General features: G+C 59.8%; 12 protein-coding genes. All 12 read left to right on the forward strand.

What is annotated here, in order from left to right:
- Positions 1 to 104 precede the first annotated feature (104 nt).
- The 12 genes from AEAC466_RS40110 (at position 105) to AEAC466_RS40165 (ending at position 18,072) form a co-directional block, all read left to right on the forward strand.
- Positions 105 to 2,270 (forward strand): TonB-dependent receptor, encoded by a 2,166-nt coding sequence (locus AEAC466_RS40110; protein ID WP_081714714.1) that lies wholly within the window; start codon positions 105 to 107, stop codon positions 2,268 to 2,270.
- 60 nt (positions 2,271 to 2,330) lie between these two features.
- Positions 2,331 to 3,668: a peptide MFS transporter gene (locus AEAC466_RS40115; protein ID WP_023459600.1), complete on the forward strand. Its 1,338-nt coding sequence runs from the start codon at positions 2,331 to 2,333 to the stop codon at positions 3,666 to 3,668.
- Between the two features lie 12 nt (positions 3,669 to 3,680).
- A complete protein-coding gene (locus AEAC466_RS40120) occupies positions 3,681 to 4,670 on the forward strand; it encodes a LysR substrate-binding domain-containing protein (protein WP_023459601.1) in 990 nt (329 codons plus the stop codon).
- Positions 4,671 to 4,853: 183 nt separating this feature from the next.
- Complete coding sequence (locus tag AEAC466_RS40125; RefSeq protein ID WP_031239350.1) at positions 4,854 to 6,023, forward strand: serine hydrolase domain-containing protein; 1,170 nt, start codon at positions 4,854 to 4,856, stop codon at positions 6,021 to 6,023.
- On the forward strand, positions 6,023 to 7,411 hold the full coding sequence (locus tag AEAC466_RS40130) for an aspartate aminotransferase family protein (RefSeq protein WP_023459603.1): 1,389 nt from the start codon (positions 6,023 to 6,025) through the stop codon (positions 7,409 to 7,411). Before AEAC466_RS40125 ends, AEAC466_RS40130 begins: the two co-directional genes overlap by 1 nt.
- Position 7,412: 1 nt before the next feature.
- Complete coding sequence (locus tag AEAC466_RS40135; RefSeq protein ID WP_023459604.1) at positions 7,413 to 8,888, forward strand: NAD-dependent succinate-semialdehyde dehydrogenase; 1,476 nt, start codon at positions 7,413 to 7,415, stop codon at positions 8,886 to 8,888.
- Between the two features lie 37 nt (positions 8,889 to 8,925).
- Entirely contained in the window at positions 8,926 to 10,179 is a 1,254-nt protein-coding gene (gene gabT, locus AEAC466_RS40140; protein WP_023459605.1) for a 4-aminobutyrate--2-oxoglutarate transaminase, read from the forward strand.
- The gene (locus tag AEAC466_RS40145) at positions 10,176 to 11,096 is read left to right on the forward strand and encodes a 3-hydroxyacyl-CoA dehydrogenase NAD-binding domain-containing protein (protein WP_023459606.1); all 921 of its coding nucleotides are present in this window, start codon (positions 10,176 to 10,178) and stop codon (positions 11,094 to 11,096) included. The genes gabT and AEAC466_RS40145 overlap by 4 nt, the downstream gene beginning before the upstream one ends.
- Positions 11,093 to 11,773, forward strand: a complete 681-nt coding sequence (locus tag AEAC466_RS40150) for an aspartate/glutamate racemase family protein (protein WP_023459607.1) — start codon at positions 11,093 to 11,095, stop codon at positions 11,771 to 11,773. The genes AEAC466_RS40145 and AEAC466_RS40150 overlap by 4 nt, the downstream gene beginning before the upstream one ends.
- Before the next feature lie 502 nt (positions 11,774 to 12,275).
- Positions 12,276 to 14,240: an alpha-N-arabinofuranosidase gene (locus AEAC466_RS40155; protein WP_235074338.1), complete on the forward strand. Its 1,965-nt coding sequence runs from the start codon at positions 12,276 to 12,278 to the stop codon at positions 14,238 to 14,240.
- An 8-nt stretch (positions 14,241 to 14,248) separates the two neighbouring features.
- Positions 14,249 to 15,280 carry an alpha/beta hydrolase gene (locus tag AEAC466_RS40160; RefSeq protein ID WP_023459610.1) on the forward strand — a complete coding sequence of 344 codons (1,032 nt, stop codon included), beginning with the start codon at positions 14,249 to 14,251 and terminating at the stop codon, positions 15,278 to 15,280.
- A gap of 107 nt (positions 15,281 to 15,387) precedes the next feature.
- The gene (locus tag AEAC466_RS40165) at positions 15,388 to 18,072 is read left to right on the forward strand and encodes a glycoside hydrolase family 3 C-terminal domain-containing protein (RefSeq protein ID WP_081714715.1); all 2,685 of its coding nucleotides are present in this window, start codon (positions 15,388 to 15,390) and stop codon (positions 18,070 to 18,072) included.
- The last annotated feature ends 25 nt before the right edge of the window (positions 18,073 to 18,097 follow it).

Genomic DNA, 18,097 nt, shown 5'->3' on the forward strand with positions numbered 1-18,097 from the left:
CGTGGCGCGCACCGGTCTGGACCGGCTACGCGCCTAGTCACAGGAGCGTCACAAAAACAATCTGATGCCGTGGATACCCACACACGCGAAGGGGATAACAAGAAATGACATCGAGATTTTTCAAGACGGTTAAAGGGAGTGTGTCGGCACGCGCACTCCTGTCGGCCATGCTGGTAAGTGGTGTGCTGAGTGGAATTGGGGCGGTGGCGCAGGCGCAGGCTCAGGAAGCGACCAAGGAAACGGCCGCTCCGACGGCGGATGAGGTCATCGAAGTGGTGGTTACCTCGCAGAAGCGCCGGCAGCGCCAGATCGACGTGCCGGTAGCGGTCAATGTATTGAGCGCCGATACGCTGGAAAAGCGCAATATCCAGACGGTCCAGGACCTGTCCTATTCGGTGCCGGGTCTGATCCTGCGTTACGACGGTCCGGGCTCCTCGCAGATCTTCCTGCGCGGCGCCACCAATATTCGGGGTTCGGATGCCCTGGTCTCGTCTTATATGGATGATGTACCGGTGACCCTGACCGGCGGCTTCCGCCAGGTCGATCTGCGCGCGCTCGATCTCGAACGGGTGGAAGTCCTGAAGGGGCCGCAGGGCACGCTCTACGGACAGGGCGCCATGGCGGGCACCGTGCGGTTTATCACCAAGAGTCCGAACCTCAACCGCGTGGATGGCTTTTTCAAGGGCGATGTCTCTTCGATCGACAAGGGCGACACCAATACCAAGGTATCCGGCGCCGTCAGCCTGCCGTTGATTAAGGGCACGCTCGGCCTGCGTCTGGCTGGCGACTATGAAAGCGGCGGCGGTTGGATCGACCAGCCCGGCCTCGGCATCAAGGACGGCAACAACCAGGACATATACAATTTACGCGCCAAACTGCTGTGGAAGCCGACCGAAGATTTCGACCTGACAGCCACGGCCACAACCTATTCGATGAAGAGCAAATTTGGTCTCGATTACGAAAATCCGGACCGTACCCGACCTGTGCCAGTCAGCCCGGATTATGACCTGCTACCGCCGCGCCATGATCGCTCGCAAATCCTGAACGTCACAGCCAATTATAAGACGGGCATCGGCCGCCTGACCAGCTCAACCAGCTTTGTCGAGCTCGACCGCAACTACGCCACCACCTATATCGCCGGGCCGAAGACGACCTCGGCGGCTGTTCAGAACGAAGGCTTCGACGGCATCACCGATCGCGCCCAGCAGTTCACCCAGGAAATTCGTCTGACCTCAGAAGGCACGGGGCCATGGCAATATACGGTGGGTGCCTTTTACAAGGATGCTGAAGGTAATCTCGACGACCAGGGCATCTCCTACTATGCAGGCGGGACCTATCCGTTTACTTACCGCAAATATGACACGTCGAAATCGGTCTCGGCCTTTGCCGACATCGGCTACAAGATCACCGACAAACTGCTGATCGGCGCCGGCATTCGGTCCTTCAAGGATGATGAAACGGCGACCGATCTGGCGGGCACGGTGCAGAAGGCGACCTTTGATTCGACCGATCCGCGTGTCTATTTCACCTATGCTCTGACGCCGAAGTGGAACCTCTATGGCAATATTTCCAAGGGTTTCCGGTCGGGCGGTTTCAATGGTGCCGGTCTGCCGCCCTACAATCCTGAAAAGCTCATGAACTACGAACTGGGTACTAAGGGTATTGTCGCCGACGGCAAGGTGCGCTTCGACATCGCGGCCTATTACAGCAAATATGACGATGCCCTGCGCACCGGCCAGTTCTTCAACTTCCCGGCCGGCTATATCAGCTATACCCGCAATATCGGCGAGATGGAGATCAAGGGATTGGAGGGCACGATCGACTGGCGTGTCACCCCCGCCCTGACGCTGTCGGCCAATGCTGCCTATATCGACGGCGAGGTCACCAAGATCAATCTGGCAGCCGGGGAAACGACCAACTTCCAGGTCGGTGACGGTCTGGATTATGCGCCGAAATTCTCCTCCACCATCGCGGCGGATTACAGCTTCGACTGGGCGGCCAATATGCCGGGTTTTGTCCACGTCGACTATGTCTATCGCGACAAGACCTACGCCACGGATGACTCGATCCTCGTCCCGCGCACTCAGGCCTCCGACCGGATAAGCCTGCTCAATGCCCGGATTGGCGTGACCTGGTCCGATATCACAGCGGAACTTTACGTCACCAACCTGACGAATGAGAACCTGCTGGTCGATCCTTACGACGCCTGGAAACAGTCGTCGCGCACCAAGCCGCGCACCATCGGTGTCAGCCTGTCGCGTACCTTCTGATAACTGTACCGGCCCGCCGCTTTTATCGTGGCGGGCCAATTTCATTTTGTGGAGTGCCTGATGAGCAAAGACGATTTTATGGGTCATCCCAAAGGCCTGGCCTATATCGCCTTTACCGAAGCGTGGGAGCGGTTCTCCTTCTACGGCATGCAGGCGTTACTTATGCTCTATATGACCGGCCGCCTGCTGACGCCGGGCGTGGTTGATCACGTCTGGGGGTTCAATGCATTCCGGTCGTTGGTCGAAAGCGTCACCGGACCGTTGTCAGTGCAGGCGCTGGCCGCGCAAATATTCGGCATCTATGTCGCCCTGGTCTATTTTGGTCCGGTGGTGGGCGGGTTGATCGGCGACCGGCTGATAGGCCGCACACCGGCCGTGCTGACCGGCGCATTGCTACTGGCCGCCGGGCATTTCCTAATGGCCTTCGAACCGGCCTTCCTGCCGGCACTGGGTTGCATTATCTGTGGCGCGGGACTGCTGAAAGGCAATCTGGCGGCGCAGGTCGGCGCGCTCTATCCAGACGGCGATCGGCGGATCGACGACGGCTATACCCTGTATGTTACGTCGGTGGTGGTCGGGGCTTTTGTCTCGCCGCTCGTCTGTGGCACGCTCGGCGAGCTTTACGGTTGGCACTATGGCTTCGGGGCCGCAGGTATAGGCATGCTGGTCGGAATTGGCATTTATTTACGTGGCCTGAAACATTTCAAGGCGCCCGCGAAGAAAACAGAAGCGCAGTCGGCACGGATGACTAGTGCCGAGTGGGGACGAATTGGGGTGCTGTGTGGACTGATCCTGATCACCTCGCTGTTCTGGACCGTACAATCGCAGATATGGAACACCTATCCGGTATGGCTGCGTGACGACGTCAGCCTCGGTATCGGCTTTGGCCTCAGCATACCTGTCACATGGTTTCAGTCGCTCGACGCCTTCGCCGTATTGGCCCTGACGCCTGTGACCATGGCTATGTGGAAAGCGCTGGGAAAGCGTGGGCTGGAGCCCAGCGATATCGCCAAGCTTGCCATTGGCTGCGCTCTGTTTGGCGGTGGTTGTCTATTGCTCAGCATAGGCCAGTGGGTGGCCGGGAGTGGCAAGGTTGCCGTGATCTGGCCGCTGGTCTTTCACTTTGTTATCGGCGCGGGATATTTGCTGTGTTCACCCGTTGCTCTGGCGTTGGTCGCCCGCAGCGCGCCCGTTCAGGTGAAATCGATGATGGTCGGCGGTCACTATATTGGCTTGTTCATTGCCGGCATTTTTTCCGGCTGGCTCGGCCGTTTTTACGAGCCCTTGCATCCACCGCTATTCTGGTTGTTACATGCAGGGATTGGTTTGGCGGGTACGCTTATATTGCTCGCACTTTATGCGCCGTTGTGCCGAATCTTGTTGCCGAAGCCCGTATAGTTGGAGTGCCGGATGGATACGCATGAAGAGGATCGCGGCGCCGCCTACAACCCGCCGTCACGCAAGACCATTCCGCCTTTCGAGGCTTTGCGCGCCTTCGATGCCGTGGCGCGTCTCGGCGGTGTACGCCAAGCAGCCAGGAGCCTCGGCCGTGACCATGCGGTCATCAGTCGCCACCTGAAAACGTTGGAACAATGGACCGGCGCGCGCTTGATCGAACGCACGGCGCGCGGCGTGGTCCTGACCGAGGATGCCCGGCGCTACCATAAGGATATCGCCAACGCGATGGACGCTATTGCCGCCTCCACCATCGATCTGATGCGGCGGGGCTATCACAATCATCTCAACATTGCCTGTTCGCCCGGCTTTGCACTGCACTGGATGTCGCGCCGGGTCGGCATGTTCGAGAAGCTGCATCCGGATGTCGATATCGAGCTGCGTTCGCTCGACCGCAACGCCTTGGCGGGACTCAACGAGTCCGACATCGAGATCCGTTTTGTTCCTGCCTACCGCGTCACGGTCAAGTTGCCGGCGGACATGCGCGCCCAGGAGGTGGCCAGTGTCGCAGTCATGGCCGTCGCCTCGCCGGAATATCTCGCCCAGGCAGGACCGATCGAGACGCCGCGCGACCTAATCCACCAGCGCATGCTGCATGAGATGGACTTCGACAGCTGGGCGCACTGGCTGGCCGCTCACGGGGTCTATGACGAACTAGACCTGACCGGCCCGCGCTTGTGGCAGGGGCACCTGACACTCGATGCCGCCCTGCACGGACGCGGGGTGGCGCTGGTCAATGCGCTGGTCGGGCAGGCGTTTTTCAAGTCTGGTCAACTGGTGGAAATTGGCCGCGGTAATCCGGCTTTCCAGCCCTATACCGAGGGAAAATACCTCATCATCGGTCGCGCCGATCGTTGGGAGACACCACTGATACGGCGCTACCGGCGTTGGCTGATCGATGAACTGAACCGGGAATTGGCCAGTTTCCGCCGCCCGGCAGCCTGACTGTCTGAGATAGACTAAGTCATTGTACTGTATGGCATATTTCCAGTCATGGTGTTTTGGACGCACCGCCTTTTCCGTGGTACGCACCTTCGCCGGAAGGGGTTTCGAGCGTAGAGGTTGAGCGTCAACTTACACACTGAGGGATTGCCTTTGTCACGCTTGCAGACGCCGGGGATGCCGGCAATGGTTTCCCCGATCGAGGACGGTTTCTCCGATAATGATGTCGGCGACATGACCGAGCTCTATGCCGGCCAACTGATGCCGGATTTCCAGGTCCATACCCTGAAAAATACCCATCGCGCCTTCGCCACGCGTGTCATCCGCCGCGGCGGTCCGGTCAAGCCGTTGGCCTATGCGTCGCGCACGCTCGAGGACTTTCCGATCCACGCCAACGGCCCAAAAAGTGAAGCCGTTTATGATCTCTACGACTATGTCTCGCGCAATCGCGTGGCCGGTCTGCTGATCATGAAGAACGGCGAAATCGTTCACGAACGCTACGAGCTAGGCAATGCGCCTTCTGAACACTGGGTATCGATGTCGATGGCCAAGTCGGTGGCCACCACGCTTGTCGGCTGCGCCATCCGCGACGGCTATATCCAGAGCGTGGAAGAGCCGCTGACGGCCTATCTTCCGGAACTGACCGGCTCGGCCTATGAGGGTGTCTCCATCCGCCAGCTGATGCAAATGACATCGGGGGTCAAGTGGGACGACACCCAGGTCAATGCAGCCTCCGAACGCCGGCAGATGCTGGCTCTACAGGTAGCGCAGAAGCCGGGCGAGATCATGCGTTTAATGGCGTCTCTGCCACGCGTCGCCGAGCCCGGCACCCGGTGGAACTATTCGACCGGCGAGACCCATGTGGTCGGCGCCCTGGTCCACGCTGCCACCGGCAAGTGGCTGTCCGACTACCTCTCCGAGCGCATCTGGTCGCGGCTCGGTATGGAAGCCGATGCCTATTGGTGGCTGGAGTCGCCGGGCGGCTTGGAAGTGGCCGGTTCCGGGTTATGCGCACCCTTGCGGGACTATGCTCGTTTTGGCCGGTTCATCATGAACGGCGGCGTGATCGACGGCGAATCTGTCCTGCCCGAAGGCTGGATGGCCGAGGCCGGAGTGTCGCGCATGGTCGGCGGTGAACGGCTCGACTATGGCTATATGTGGTGGACCGTCCCTGACATCAACGGATCCCTGGCCGATGGCGCCTATGCGGCGCGCGGCATCTTCGGCCAGTACATGTACCTCAATCCGGCGCAGGATGTGCTGATCGCGGTGCTCAGTTCGCGTGCCAAGCCGCGCGGCGCCGAGGCCATTCTCGACAACGATTTCTTCAATTCCACCGTAGAGGCGCTGCGCTGATGGACACCTATCCAAGAAATGAATTCGAGCGTTCCACGTCTGATTGGCAGGCAGCCGACCGCGCCCACCATCTGCATTCCTTCACCGATCCGGCCGTCATTCGCGACAAGGGCTCGCGTATTATTACCGGTGCGGAGGGATGCTATGTATTAGACAGCGACGGTCGCCGTATTCTCGACGGCATGGCCGGCTTGTGGTGCGTCAATGTCGGCTATGGTCGCCCTGAGCTGGCCGATGCGGCCCAGGCTCAGATGACGGCCTTGCCCTATTATAACAACCACTTCCAGAGCGCCACGCCGACGATGATCGAATTGGCGGAGACCCTGGCGGAACTGACACCGGACGGCATCAACCACTTCACCTTCGCCAATTCGGGCTCGGAGGCCAATGAGGTTATTATCCGGCTCGTGCGCTACTACTGGCAACTGATGGGTAAGCCTGAAAAGCGCACCCTTATCAGCCGCACGCTGGCCTATCACGGCTCGACGGTAGCGACCTCAAGCCTGGGCGGTATGCCCCTGATGCATGCCAATGACGGCGGCGTGCTGCCGCAGATCACCCATATCGAGCATCCGCATTGGTATGTGAATGGCGGCGGGCTCTCACCGGCTGAATACGGTCTGAAGGCGGCGCAGGCACTGGAAGCGCGCATCCTTGAACTAGGCGCCGACACAGTGGCGGCCTTTATCGGTGAGCCTGTACAGGGGGCGGGCGGCGTAATTGTGCCGCCGGAAACCTACTGGCCGGAAATCCAGCGTATTTGCCGCAAGTATGACGTATTGCTTATCGCCGACGAAGTCATTTGCGGTTTCGGGCGTACCGGTTCCTGGTTCGGGTCGCAAACCTTCGGCATAGAGCCCGACTTTATGCCAATGGCCAAGGGGTTGTCCTCCGGCTACATCCCGGTTGCGGCGGTGGGCGTCCATGACCGCATCTTCGACGTGATTGAAAAGGGCGGACTGTGGCCGCATGGCTATACCTATTCCGGCCATCCCGTGGCCTGCGCCGTGGCTTTGGCCAATATCGGGATCATCAAACGCGAAGGTCTGGTCGGGCGCGTACGTGACGATATCGGCCCATATTTCCAATCCCGGCTGGAAGACCTGGCGCAGAACCATCCACTGGTTGGTGAACGCCGCGGCGTCGGCCTGATGGCGGCACTGCAACTGGTGCGCAACAAGGCGACGCGTGAAGTCTGTACCCCAGAGGACAACGCCGCCATCTTCTGTCGCGAGACCTGTTACGACAAGGGGCTCATCGCGCGCGCCGTCGGGCAATCCATGGTGATGAGCCCGCCCCTGACCATAACTCGGAACGAAATTGACGAGATGGTCGCCATCCTGACCCGCGCGCTTGATGCCACGGCCCAAAAGCTTGGATATATCTGACATGACGTCTCCGCATAACCTGTCCTCCGCCGGCGCCAAACTGTTGTTCGAGACCTCAGCCTTTGCCGAGGGGCTGGGCATGAGACATCGAACCACTGCCACCTTCGCGGTCATCAATCCGGCGGATGACAGCCATATCGCCGATGTGCCCGATATGGGCGCGGCGGAAGCCGAGGCGGCGGTAGTCGCTGCGAAGTCAGCCTTTGCCGACTGGTCTGCCCTGACGGCGCGGGCCCGGGCCGATATCCTTAGGCGTTGGTACGACCTGATCCTCCAAAGCAAGGATGCGCTGGCTGAACTCCTCACTCTTGAGCAGGGTAAGCCGCTGGCCGAGGCTCTCGGCGAAATCGTCTTCGGTGCGCAGTTCATCGAGTGGTTCGCCGAAGAGGGTAAGCGCCTCTATGGCGACATCATCCCGAGCCATGCGTCGGACAAGCGCTGCCTGGTGCTGAAACAGCCGATCGGCGTGGTGGGTGCCATCACGCCGTGGAATTTCCCAAGCTCGATGATCACACGCAAGGTGTCGCCGGCGCTGGCGGCGGGCTGTACCATCGTCATCAAGCCAGCCGAGGATACGCCCTTATCGGCGCTCGCGCTGCAAATGCTGGCCGAGGCCGCCGGCTTTCCGCACGGTGCCCTGTCGGTTGTGACCGCCAAACGTGCAGAAGACGTTGCCGATGTGCTGACTACGCACCCGGACGTGCGCAAGATATCCTTCACTGGCTCGACCCGCGTTGGCAAGCTGCTGATGCAGCAATGTTCTGGCACGGTGAAGAAGCTGTCGCTCGAACTGGGCGGTAATTCGCCCTTTATCGTGTTTGACGATGCTGATCTCGACGCGGCCGTGGCGGGGGCGATTGTCACCAAGTTCCGCAATGCCGGTCAGGCCTGTGTCGCTGCCAACCGCATCTATGTCCAGTCGGGTGTCATGGCGGAATTTGCCGCACGGCTGAAGGCGGCTATCGCGGACATGCCGGTTGGGCCGGGCTTGGAAGCGGGCACACGCATTGGGCCGCTGATCAACCAGGCTGCCGTCGATAAGGTCGGCAGTCTGGTGAAGGATGCCGTCGAGAAGGGCGCCTATCTGGCGCTCGGCGGCGCCCTGCATGAACGTGGCGGCCAGTATTTTGCCCCGACCTTGCTAACGGGGGCTACGCGGGAGATGGACATATTCAGCACCGAGATTTTCGGTCCCGTGGCGGCGCTTTATTCCTTTGAGACCGAGGCTGAGGTTATCGCACTGGCAAATGACACCCCCTATGGCCTGGCCGCCTATTACTGGACGCGCGACATTGGTCGGGTCTTCCGTGTGGGTGAGGCGCTGGAATATGGCCTGCTGGGCGCGAACGAAGTCCTGACTTCCAATCCGGCCACGCCTTTCGGAGGCATGAAGGAATCCGGTCTGGGTCGTGAGGGTTCCAAATACGGCCTCGAAGACTTTATCGAGATCAAGTACCTCGCCTTGGGTGGAATCTAGGGGCGGCATCTAACTTCTTAAATTACGGACACAAATCATGACCACCAATGCCGAACTATATACCCGCCGTATCGTTGCCATTCCTAAAGGCGTGGTCAACGGTCTTCAGGTGTTTGCCGCCCGGGCTGAAAATGCCGAGATATGGGATATCGAAGGTCGTCGTTATATCGACTTCGCCGCTGGCATCGCGGTTTGCAATACAGGCCACCGTCACCCGAAAGTGGTCGCGGCGGTTGAAGCCCAGCTTAAGGCGTTCAGCCACACTGCGTTTCAGGTCATGCCCTATGAAGGCTATGTCGCACTGGCCGAACGGCTGAATGCCATCGCGCCCATTGCGGCCCCCACCAAGACCATCTTCTTCAATACCGGCGCCGAGGCGGTTGAGAATGCGGTGAAAATTGCCCGCGCCGCCACCGGCCGCACTGGCATCATCGCCTTTTCCGGCGCCTTCCATGGCCGCACCCTGATGACCACGGCACTCACTGGCAAGGTGGCGCCCTATAAAAAGCGGTTCGGCACCCTGCCTGCTGAGATCTGGCGCGTCCCGTTCCCGGTGTCACAATACGGTGTGACTGTCGAAGACAGTCTCAAGATGCTCGACAGTATCCTGCGAACCGACGCCGATCCCGATCAGGTGGCAGCGATCATCATCGAGCCGGTCCAGGGCGAGGGTGGTTTTCATATCGCCCCACCGGAACTGCTCAATGCCTTACGTAAGGTGTGCGATGAGCATGGCATTCTGCTGATCGCCGACGAGGTCCAGACCGGCTTCGCACGTACCGGCAGGATGTTCGCCATGCAGCACAGTGGCGTCGAACCCGACCTGATGACCATGGCCAAGGCGCTGGGCGGCGGTTTCCCGATTTCGGGTGTCGTCGGACGGGCGGAGATAATGGATACGGTGGATGGCGGCGGTCTGGGCTCGACCTATGGCGGCGCGCCTCTCAGTTGTGCGGCGTCGCTGGCCGTTCTGGACGTCATCGAAGAAGAAAATCTCGTGGCGCGTGCCACTGCTATCGGTGAGCGCCTGCGCAATCGCTTTACGCAGTGGTCGCAGCGTAATGATCTCCAGCCGGTCACGAATATACGCGGCCTCGGTGCCATGAACGCCTTTGACCTGCCGGATGCGACCACGGTCAAGACCGTCATCGGCAAGGCCTTTGAGGCGGGCTTGATCCAAATTTCCTGCGGGGTCTTTGGTGAAACCCTGCGGTTCTTGCCACCCTTAACTATCTCAGACGCCCTGATCGATGAGGGACTGGATGTGTTGGAAGGCGCACTTGTCCGATGACTGAGGGGCTGCTTAGGCAAAAAACAGCCATCATCGGCTGCGGCCTGATTGGTGACAGCTGGGCGGCCCTTATGACCGCTCACGGCCACGACGTTGCCGCTTGGGATCCGTCTCCGACGGCGCTGGCCGATTTCGAGAAACGAGTTGAAAAAGCCCGCCAGCAAGTGTGGCAACTGATGCCGACAGGGAGACCCGATACCGGTCGCCTGACCCTCACCGATGAGCTGGAAACAGCGCTTGTCGGTGCGACATGGGTGCAGGAAAATGCGCCGGAAAAGCTGGAACTCAAGCAGGACCTTTACGCGCAGATCGAGGCGGCTGTCGGCGATGAGGTTGTCATTGCCAGCAGTACCTCGTCCCTGACCTGGTCAGAGCTTACGGTCGGGATGAAGCGACCGCAACGCCTGATTACGGCGCATCCGTTCAATCCGCCGCATCTGATGCCGCTGGTGGAAATCTACGCCCGCGATGAGGATATCCGCGCCCGCAGCGTAACCTTCTATGCCGGCATGGACCGCCAGCCGGTGGTTCTGAAACGCGACGCCGTGGGGCATATCGCCAACCGGCTGGCTTCAGCCTTGTGGCGCGAGGCGGTCAATATCGTGGCCGAGGACATAGCCGATGTCAGCGCAGTGGATGCCGCTTTGGTGCACGGGCCCGGTCTTCGCTGGTCGGTGGTCGGCGCGCATATGGCCTATCACCTGGGGGGTGGCGTTGGTGGCATGGAAGCTTATCTCAAACACCTCGGCCCCAGCCAGGAACGACGCTGGTTTGCCCTGGGTTCGCCCAAGCTGACGCCGGAGGTATGCGCAAAGCTGGTGGCGGGTGTCGCCGAGGAAGCCGCCGGACGCTCTGTCGATACTCTGGCCGGTGAACGCGATGCAGCGCTGATCCGCATCCTGAAGGTCAACCCATGACGGGGCCGGTGCGTATTGCCTTGATCCATGCCCTGGAAGAATCGGTCCTGCCTATTCGGGCGGCCTTCGCAAACCTGTGGCCGGAGGCTTATACCTTCGATCTGCTCGATACCTCACTGGCAGTCGATCTGGCGCATGCAGGTAAGCTGGATGACGCCATGATGACGCGTTTTCAGACCCTGGCTGACTATGCCCTGGCTAGCGAGGGCAAGGGTGGTCGGACCCAAGGCATACTTTTTACCTGTTCGGCCTTCGGTCCGGCGATCGAGGCGGTGAAAGCGCGCGTCTCAGTGCCGGTATTGCGGCCGAATGAAGCTGCCTTCGAAGCGGCGCTGGAGCTGGGGAACAGGATCGGTCTTGTCGTGACGTTCGCGCCGTCTCTGGACGCCCTCAAACGAGAACTGCTCGACATGGCGGCTGTCCGTGGTCGAAAAATCGATGTCCACGCTGTTCTGGCGGACGGCGCCTTGGCAGCTTTAAAATCCGGCGACGCAGACCGTCATGATCAACTGGCAGCGCACGCCGCCGCAAGCCTTGGCGATGTGGATGCGATCGTTCTGGGCCAGTTTTCTTTGGCGCGCGCTGGCTCGGCAATTGAGATCAGCACGGGTCGTCCTGTGGTTACCACGCCGGAAAGCTCAGTTGAGAGACTGCGGCGAAGGGTTTCTGACATCTGACGGGACAGCGACCGTCCCCGCAACCCGTTTCCCACACAAGTACGATGTTGAAATAAAGCATATGGCTAGTTTCAACGTTCAAAATCATGCCCAAGTTTCAGCATCGCGGTCTTACGCTGTTCGACGGCAGATGTTTCAAGCGCCTTTTGAGCTTCCGCCATCTCGGTCGTAGATCCTTGCCTGCAACGATCGGCGAAAGCTGTCCTGAATACATACGCATTTTTGAGCCTTGCAGATATGGCCTATTTACAGGCTTGCAAAAGGCAACGGCACAGGTTTATCTACATTAAGTCAGACAAAAAGCCCAGGTTAGGTTTCCTGGGGGAGAGCCGGATATACCGGTCGTCACACAGGGAAGAACCATATGCGGAATCCATTGCAAAATGTTAGCGCTACCTTTATTTTCGCGATCGCTTTATCAGGCGTCGTGCGCCCCGCTTTCGGGGAGCCCTCGGCGGTTGCGCAAGTATTTCCCGTTCGGGCGGGCATAGATGTCTCAAAGGTGTCGAGACCCATCAGCCGCTATGAATACGGCATGTTTATCGAGCCTATCGGACGCGCGATCGATCGCAGCCTGTGGGCCGAAATGCTGGATGACCGGAAGTTTTATTTCCCAATCGTTGCCGAAGGGCAGGACGCGCCGCCCAAACGGCCGTCGTTCACCGGCCCTGATCGCCATTGGCGCGCTGTCGGGCCGGCTGACTCCGTTAGCATGGACAAGACAGCGCCCTTTGTCGGCGACCAGAGTGCGAAAGTCGCGCTGGTCGGCGACAGTCCGCATGGCATCTCCCAGTCGGGTTTGAGCCTTGTCGCCGGGAAAGCCTATTCCGGTCGTATCGTGGTCTCTATTCCCTCTGGGGCAAAAATATCGGTGTCTTTGGTGTGGGGCGACGGGCCGGCCGATCGTCAGACGCTACGTTTGCCCGTCAGTGGCAGCGCATGGAAGACAGTGCCTGTCACCTTTACCGCCGGGGCGTCTTCTGACGCCGCACGTCTTGAAATTACGGGCACGGGACAGGGGAGCTTTCGTATCGGTGCCGTTTCTTTAATGCCCGCCGACAATCTGGACGGTTGGCGCGCCGACGCCGTACGGGAATTGCGGACACTGAAATCAGGGATGTGGCGCCTGCCGGGCGGCAATTATCTATCCAACTGGGACTGGCATGACGCCCTTGGGCCGCGCGATCAGCGGCGACCAATGTATGATCATTCCTGGAGCGCCATGCAGACAAATGACATCGGCATGGACGAATATATGACGCTTTGCGCCCTTATCGGCACGGAGCCCTATGTGACGGTGAATGCCGGTCTGGGCGACGCCAATTCGGCCGCCGAAGAAGTTGAATATCTCAACGGCCCGGCAACAAGCTATTGGGGGGGCAAGCGCGCGAAGAATGGGCACGCGGCGCCATACGGTATCAAATACTGGAATATCGGCAACGAGCCCTACGGGGACTGGCAAATCGGCAAGACATCGCTGGAATACTATACGATCAAGCACATCGACTTCGCTCAGAGGATGAAACGGGCGGACCCATCGATTACGCTTCTGGCTTCGGGTGCCATGCCGGACCAGCGCAAATGGCCCGGGGTCGACAAGGAGAATGCCAATCTACAGAGCATTTTACCGAAATTCGGCACCGAACTGGATTGGACGGGCGGGCTGATTGCCAATGCGTCGGGCTATTTTGATGGGATCACCGAGCACTGGTATGACACGGCGGAAAAGCGTCCGAACGCGCCGCCTGAGGACGAACTTCTGGAATTTGCCCGCCAGCCTTCCAACAATGTGCTGATGAAGGCGGAGGAGTGGAAGATTTACCGCTCCAAATATCCGGTGATCGACAAGAAGGACATGTTCCTGTCGATAGACGAATATGCCTATTTCCCGGCGGCGCCAAACCTCAAGACGTCCTTGGCCTATGCCATGGTGTTGCAGGAAATGCTGCGTCACACCGAGGCTATTCGTATGTCGGCCTTTACCATGGGCAGCAGTACCATGGACATTACGCCAACCCATGCCACGCTCAATTCGACCGGCAAGGTGTTCCAGTTTTATGGTCAGCATTTCGGCGAGGGGGTAATCCCGCTAGACGTCGTCGGCGACACACCCTGGCCGTCACCCAAGTATCCGGTCGGTTTCGACCACCCCCAGGTCGTAGCGGGCAGCTCGACCTGGCCCTTGGATGTCGTCGCCGGTTTGAGCCCCGACCGCAAAAAGCTGATCGTGGGTGTCGTCAATGCGACCACGGCGACGCGGCAGCTCGTCCTGGATTTGAAGGGCATCAACATCGCCGCGAATGGCAAGCTATACAGCTTGAGCGGCCCCAATCTCGAAGCGGCCAATGTCGTTGGGAAAGAGCCCGGCGTAACCATCCAGACTGTCGACATCGCTATGGTCGGTCGCGGGCTTCCCGTGCCGCCCACCTCGGCAGTCGTATATGAATTTGAAATCACAGGCCAATGAGGATCGTTATGAAACCCGTAAATATAGTTGCCGCAGTCGTTTGCCTGGCCTTGCTGGCTGGGCCGCTTCACGCCGCGCCGTCTGTCGGTGTCGAACGCATCACGGTCCACAGTGTATCACTGGAAGGCAATCTGGAAGGCGAGTCGGCGGACCGGACCGTCATCGTCTATCTGCCGCCGGACTATGCGACCAACCCCAAAAAACGCTATCCCGTTGTGTATGCGCTCCATGGGTATTCGATCAATAACGATATCTGGAGCAAGGAAATAAAGGCGCTGGAAAGCATCGAAGGCGCCTATGCGAACGGAACCCAGGGCATGATCATTGTATTGCCCAATTCGCAAACCCTGCACAATGGGTCCATGTATTCCAGTTCGGTGACTATTGGCGACTGGGAAGGCTTTATCACCCACGACCTCGTCAGCTATATCGACTCCCACTATCGCACGATTGCGGATCGGGCCAGTCGTGGCCTTGCAGGGCATTCCATGGGCGGTTACGGTACGCTGCGCCTCGGCATGAAATATCCCGATGTCTATGCCGCGCTCTATGCGATGAGCCCGTGCTGCCTGTCGGCCCGTGGCGCCCCATCGCCTGAGGATGCGGCCCAGCTTGAGGCATTGAAGTCGCCCGAAGAGAGCCAAAAGTTGGGGTTTTTCACGCGCGGAACCCTGGCTGTTTCAGCGGCCTGGGCGCCGAACCCAAAGAACCCGCCCTTCTATCTCGACTTGCCGACCAAGGGCGGGGTGCCCCAGCCTTCCGTTTTGAACCGCTGGGCGGCCAATGCCCCGCTGTCGATGGTTGACCAGTATATTTTCAATTTGCGCCGCTACAAGGCCATTGCCATCGACGTCGGCGATCGCGACGGCCTGAAAGTCGACGCCGAGGATATACACACCGTCATGCAAAATGGCGGCGTGGCGAATAGCTTCGAGATCTATTCCGGTGACCATGTGAGCGGCGTGGCGGATCGCTTCCAGAACCACGTCCTGCCCTTCTTTAGCAAGACGCTCTTCTTTACCCAGCCGGCGGCGAAATAGAGGCGGGCGGGAGTCAGTGGTGACGGTTGAACGCGGCATCGAACACCTGGAGTATGGCGCAGTTGGCAGTTCAGCACATAAAAAATACAGGGAAAAAGGGAAACGAAATGTCTAACATATTACGCTCATGCGCATCCGGATTGGTATTGGCGGCCTGCCTGGCTGTGAGCGCTGCCGCCACCGCCACCCGTGCGGAGACACTGGCGGCACCCCCAGAGTCGTCCATACGGCAAGAGGCGACGGAAAAGGCGGCGGCTTTGGTGGCGCAGTTGACCCTGGATGAAAAGGTGTCGCAGTTGTTGAACGTGGCGCCGTCCATCCCCAGGCTGAACATTCCCGCCTACAACTGGTGGACGGAATCTTTGCATGGCGCCATCGGCGCTGTCCCGACAACCAATTTCCCTGAACCCATCGGGCTGGCCGCGACATTCGACAGCCCCCTGATCAAGGACGTCGCCTCAGCGATCAGCGTAGAGGTTCGCGCGCTTCACACCCTGGGCCGCAAAACCGGACAGCTTGGCCATATCGGGACGGGGCTGGACACCTGGTCGCCCAACATCAATATCTTCAGAGATCCGCGTTGGGGGCGCGGCCAGGAAACCTACGGGGAAGATCCATATCTGACGGCGCAAATGGGGGTGTCCTTTGTGCAGGGTATGCAGGGCAACGATCCTGAAACACCGGATGTCATTGCCACGCCCAAACATTTCGCCGTTCACAGCGGGCCGGAATCGACCCGTCACGTCGCCAACGTCTTTGTGTCGCCGCACGACATGGAAGACACCTATCTGCCCGCCTTCCGAGCAGCGATTGTCGATGGTCACGCAGGCTCGATCATGTGCGCCTATAATCGCATCGACGGCCAGCCGGCGTGTGGCAACGACTTTCTCATGAAGGATCGTCTTAGAACGGCCTGGGGCTTTAAGGGGTATGTCGTTTCCGATTGCGACGCCGTTGTCGATATCGCCAACCACCACAAATATGCCTCCGATCCGGCCGCGGCTGTTGCCGTCGCCCTCAAGACCGGGGTGGACAATGAATGTAATGGCGCCACGCTATCGGATACGCCGGGCCTGGGCGAGCGTTACAAGGAGGCCTATGCGCGTGGTCTGATCAGCATGACCGATATCGACACGGCGTTGGTGCGTCTGTTTTCGGCTCGCTACCGCAATGGCGACCTGGCAGGATTGCCGGGCCGGTCCTTGTCTGCCACACCGGTGTCGGCCATAGGCACGCCAGACCATCAGGCGCTTGCGCTCAAGACCGCCATTGAAAGCCTGGTCCTCCTCAAGAATGACGGCGTACTGCCGCTCAGGCCCGACGTAAAGATTGCCCTCGTCGGCCCGCTTGCCGATGCAACGCGTGTTCTACGCGGCAATTATTCGTCTTCGCAAAGTGCGCCGCCCATATCCGTAGAAGCGGGCCTTAGCGCCGCGATGCCGAAAGCCGCCATCACCCTTGTGCCATTTGGCGCTTCAATAACGGATGGCGACCCGGCCCCAAATGCCGTCTTTTTGACGCCTTCGGGAAAGCCGGGGCTGAAAGCCGAATATTACAATGCGGCACCGCGTCCCGCCGGATCGGAGGCGACATCGGAGACGCAGTTTGAATCCCGGCCGCTGGCTACGCGCACGGACGTTAATCTGTCGTCGCGCGCCAGCGAAGTCGCCGGACTGTCCGAGCAGAACAAGGTTGTCTGGAGCGGATATTTCGTCGCGCCCGCAACAGGCACCTACCGTCTCGGCCTGACGGGCGTAATGGGCGCGATTGAGCTCGACGATGGCGTACGATTGGAGGCCAAGACCTATTCGCGCTGGGCCGAACCGTTGAAGCTTAAGACTGTGACGCTGCAAAAGGGCAAACGCTACCCGCTGCAGCTACAAACCCAGGCGGGGGTCAGCGCCCCATCCGGTCTGGTGTGGAAACGTATATCCGCCACCCCGGAAGCAGACCTGGCTGAGGGCATCAAAAACGCCGATGTCGTGGTCGCCGTTGTCGGTCTGACCTCCGATCTGGAAGGGGAGGAGATGCCGGTCAAGATCGAAGGGTTCGAGGGCGGTGACAAGACCTCGCTCGATATCCCGGCGGACCAGCGCCAGATGCTTGAGCAGGTCAAGGCATCTGGCAAACGCCTGATCGTCGTACTGATGAACGGCAGCCCGCTCGATCTGTCGTGGGCAAAGGAAAACGCTTCGGCCATCGTCGAAGCCTGGTATCCGGGTCAGGCTGGTGGTCGGGCTGTTGGCGATGTCCTGGCCGGGGCCGCGGATCCGGGCGGCCGCCTGCCGCTCACCTTCTACAGCAGCGTCAGCGATCTGCCGCCGTTCGACGACTATGCGATGAAGGGCCGGACCTATCGCTATTTCACTGGCAAGCCGGTCTATGGCTTTGGATATGGGCTCAGCTACACCCAATTCGCCTATGAGACGCTCCAAATTCAACCGGTCGGTGGCAAGGCGGAGGACGGCCTGACCGTCACCGTGAAGGTAAAAAATGTCGGGCCGCGTACCGGAAACGAAGTGGCGCAGCTCTATCTGACGCCGCCGGCGTTTGAGGGCGCACCACGGCTCGCCTTGCGCGGATTCCAACGTCTGTCCCTGAAGGCCGGAGAAAGCCGGATGCTCACCTTCACCTTGTCGCCTCGCGATCTGAGTTTTGTTGATCGTGACGGCCATCGCTCCGTCATGGCCGGGCGGTATCAGGTGTCCGTTGGCTCAGGTCAGCCCGAAGCGGGTATCGCTTACCAGGCTGGGGATGTTGTCATCGCTAGCGCCCGTTCCATACCGGAGTAGGACGGGGGGACCGCAACGCGTAATA

Origin of the sequence: Asticcacaulis sp. AC466, assembly GCF_000495815.1 — a bacterium.
Classification (GTDB): domain Bacteria; phylum Pseudomonadota; class Alphaproteobacteria; order Caulobacterales; family Caulobacteraceae; genus Asticcacaulis.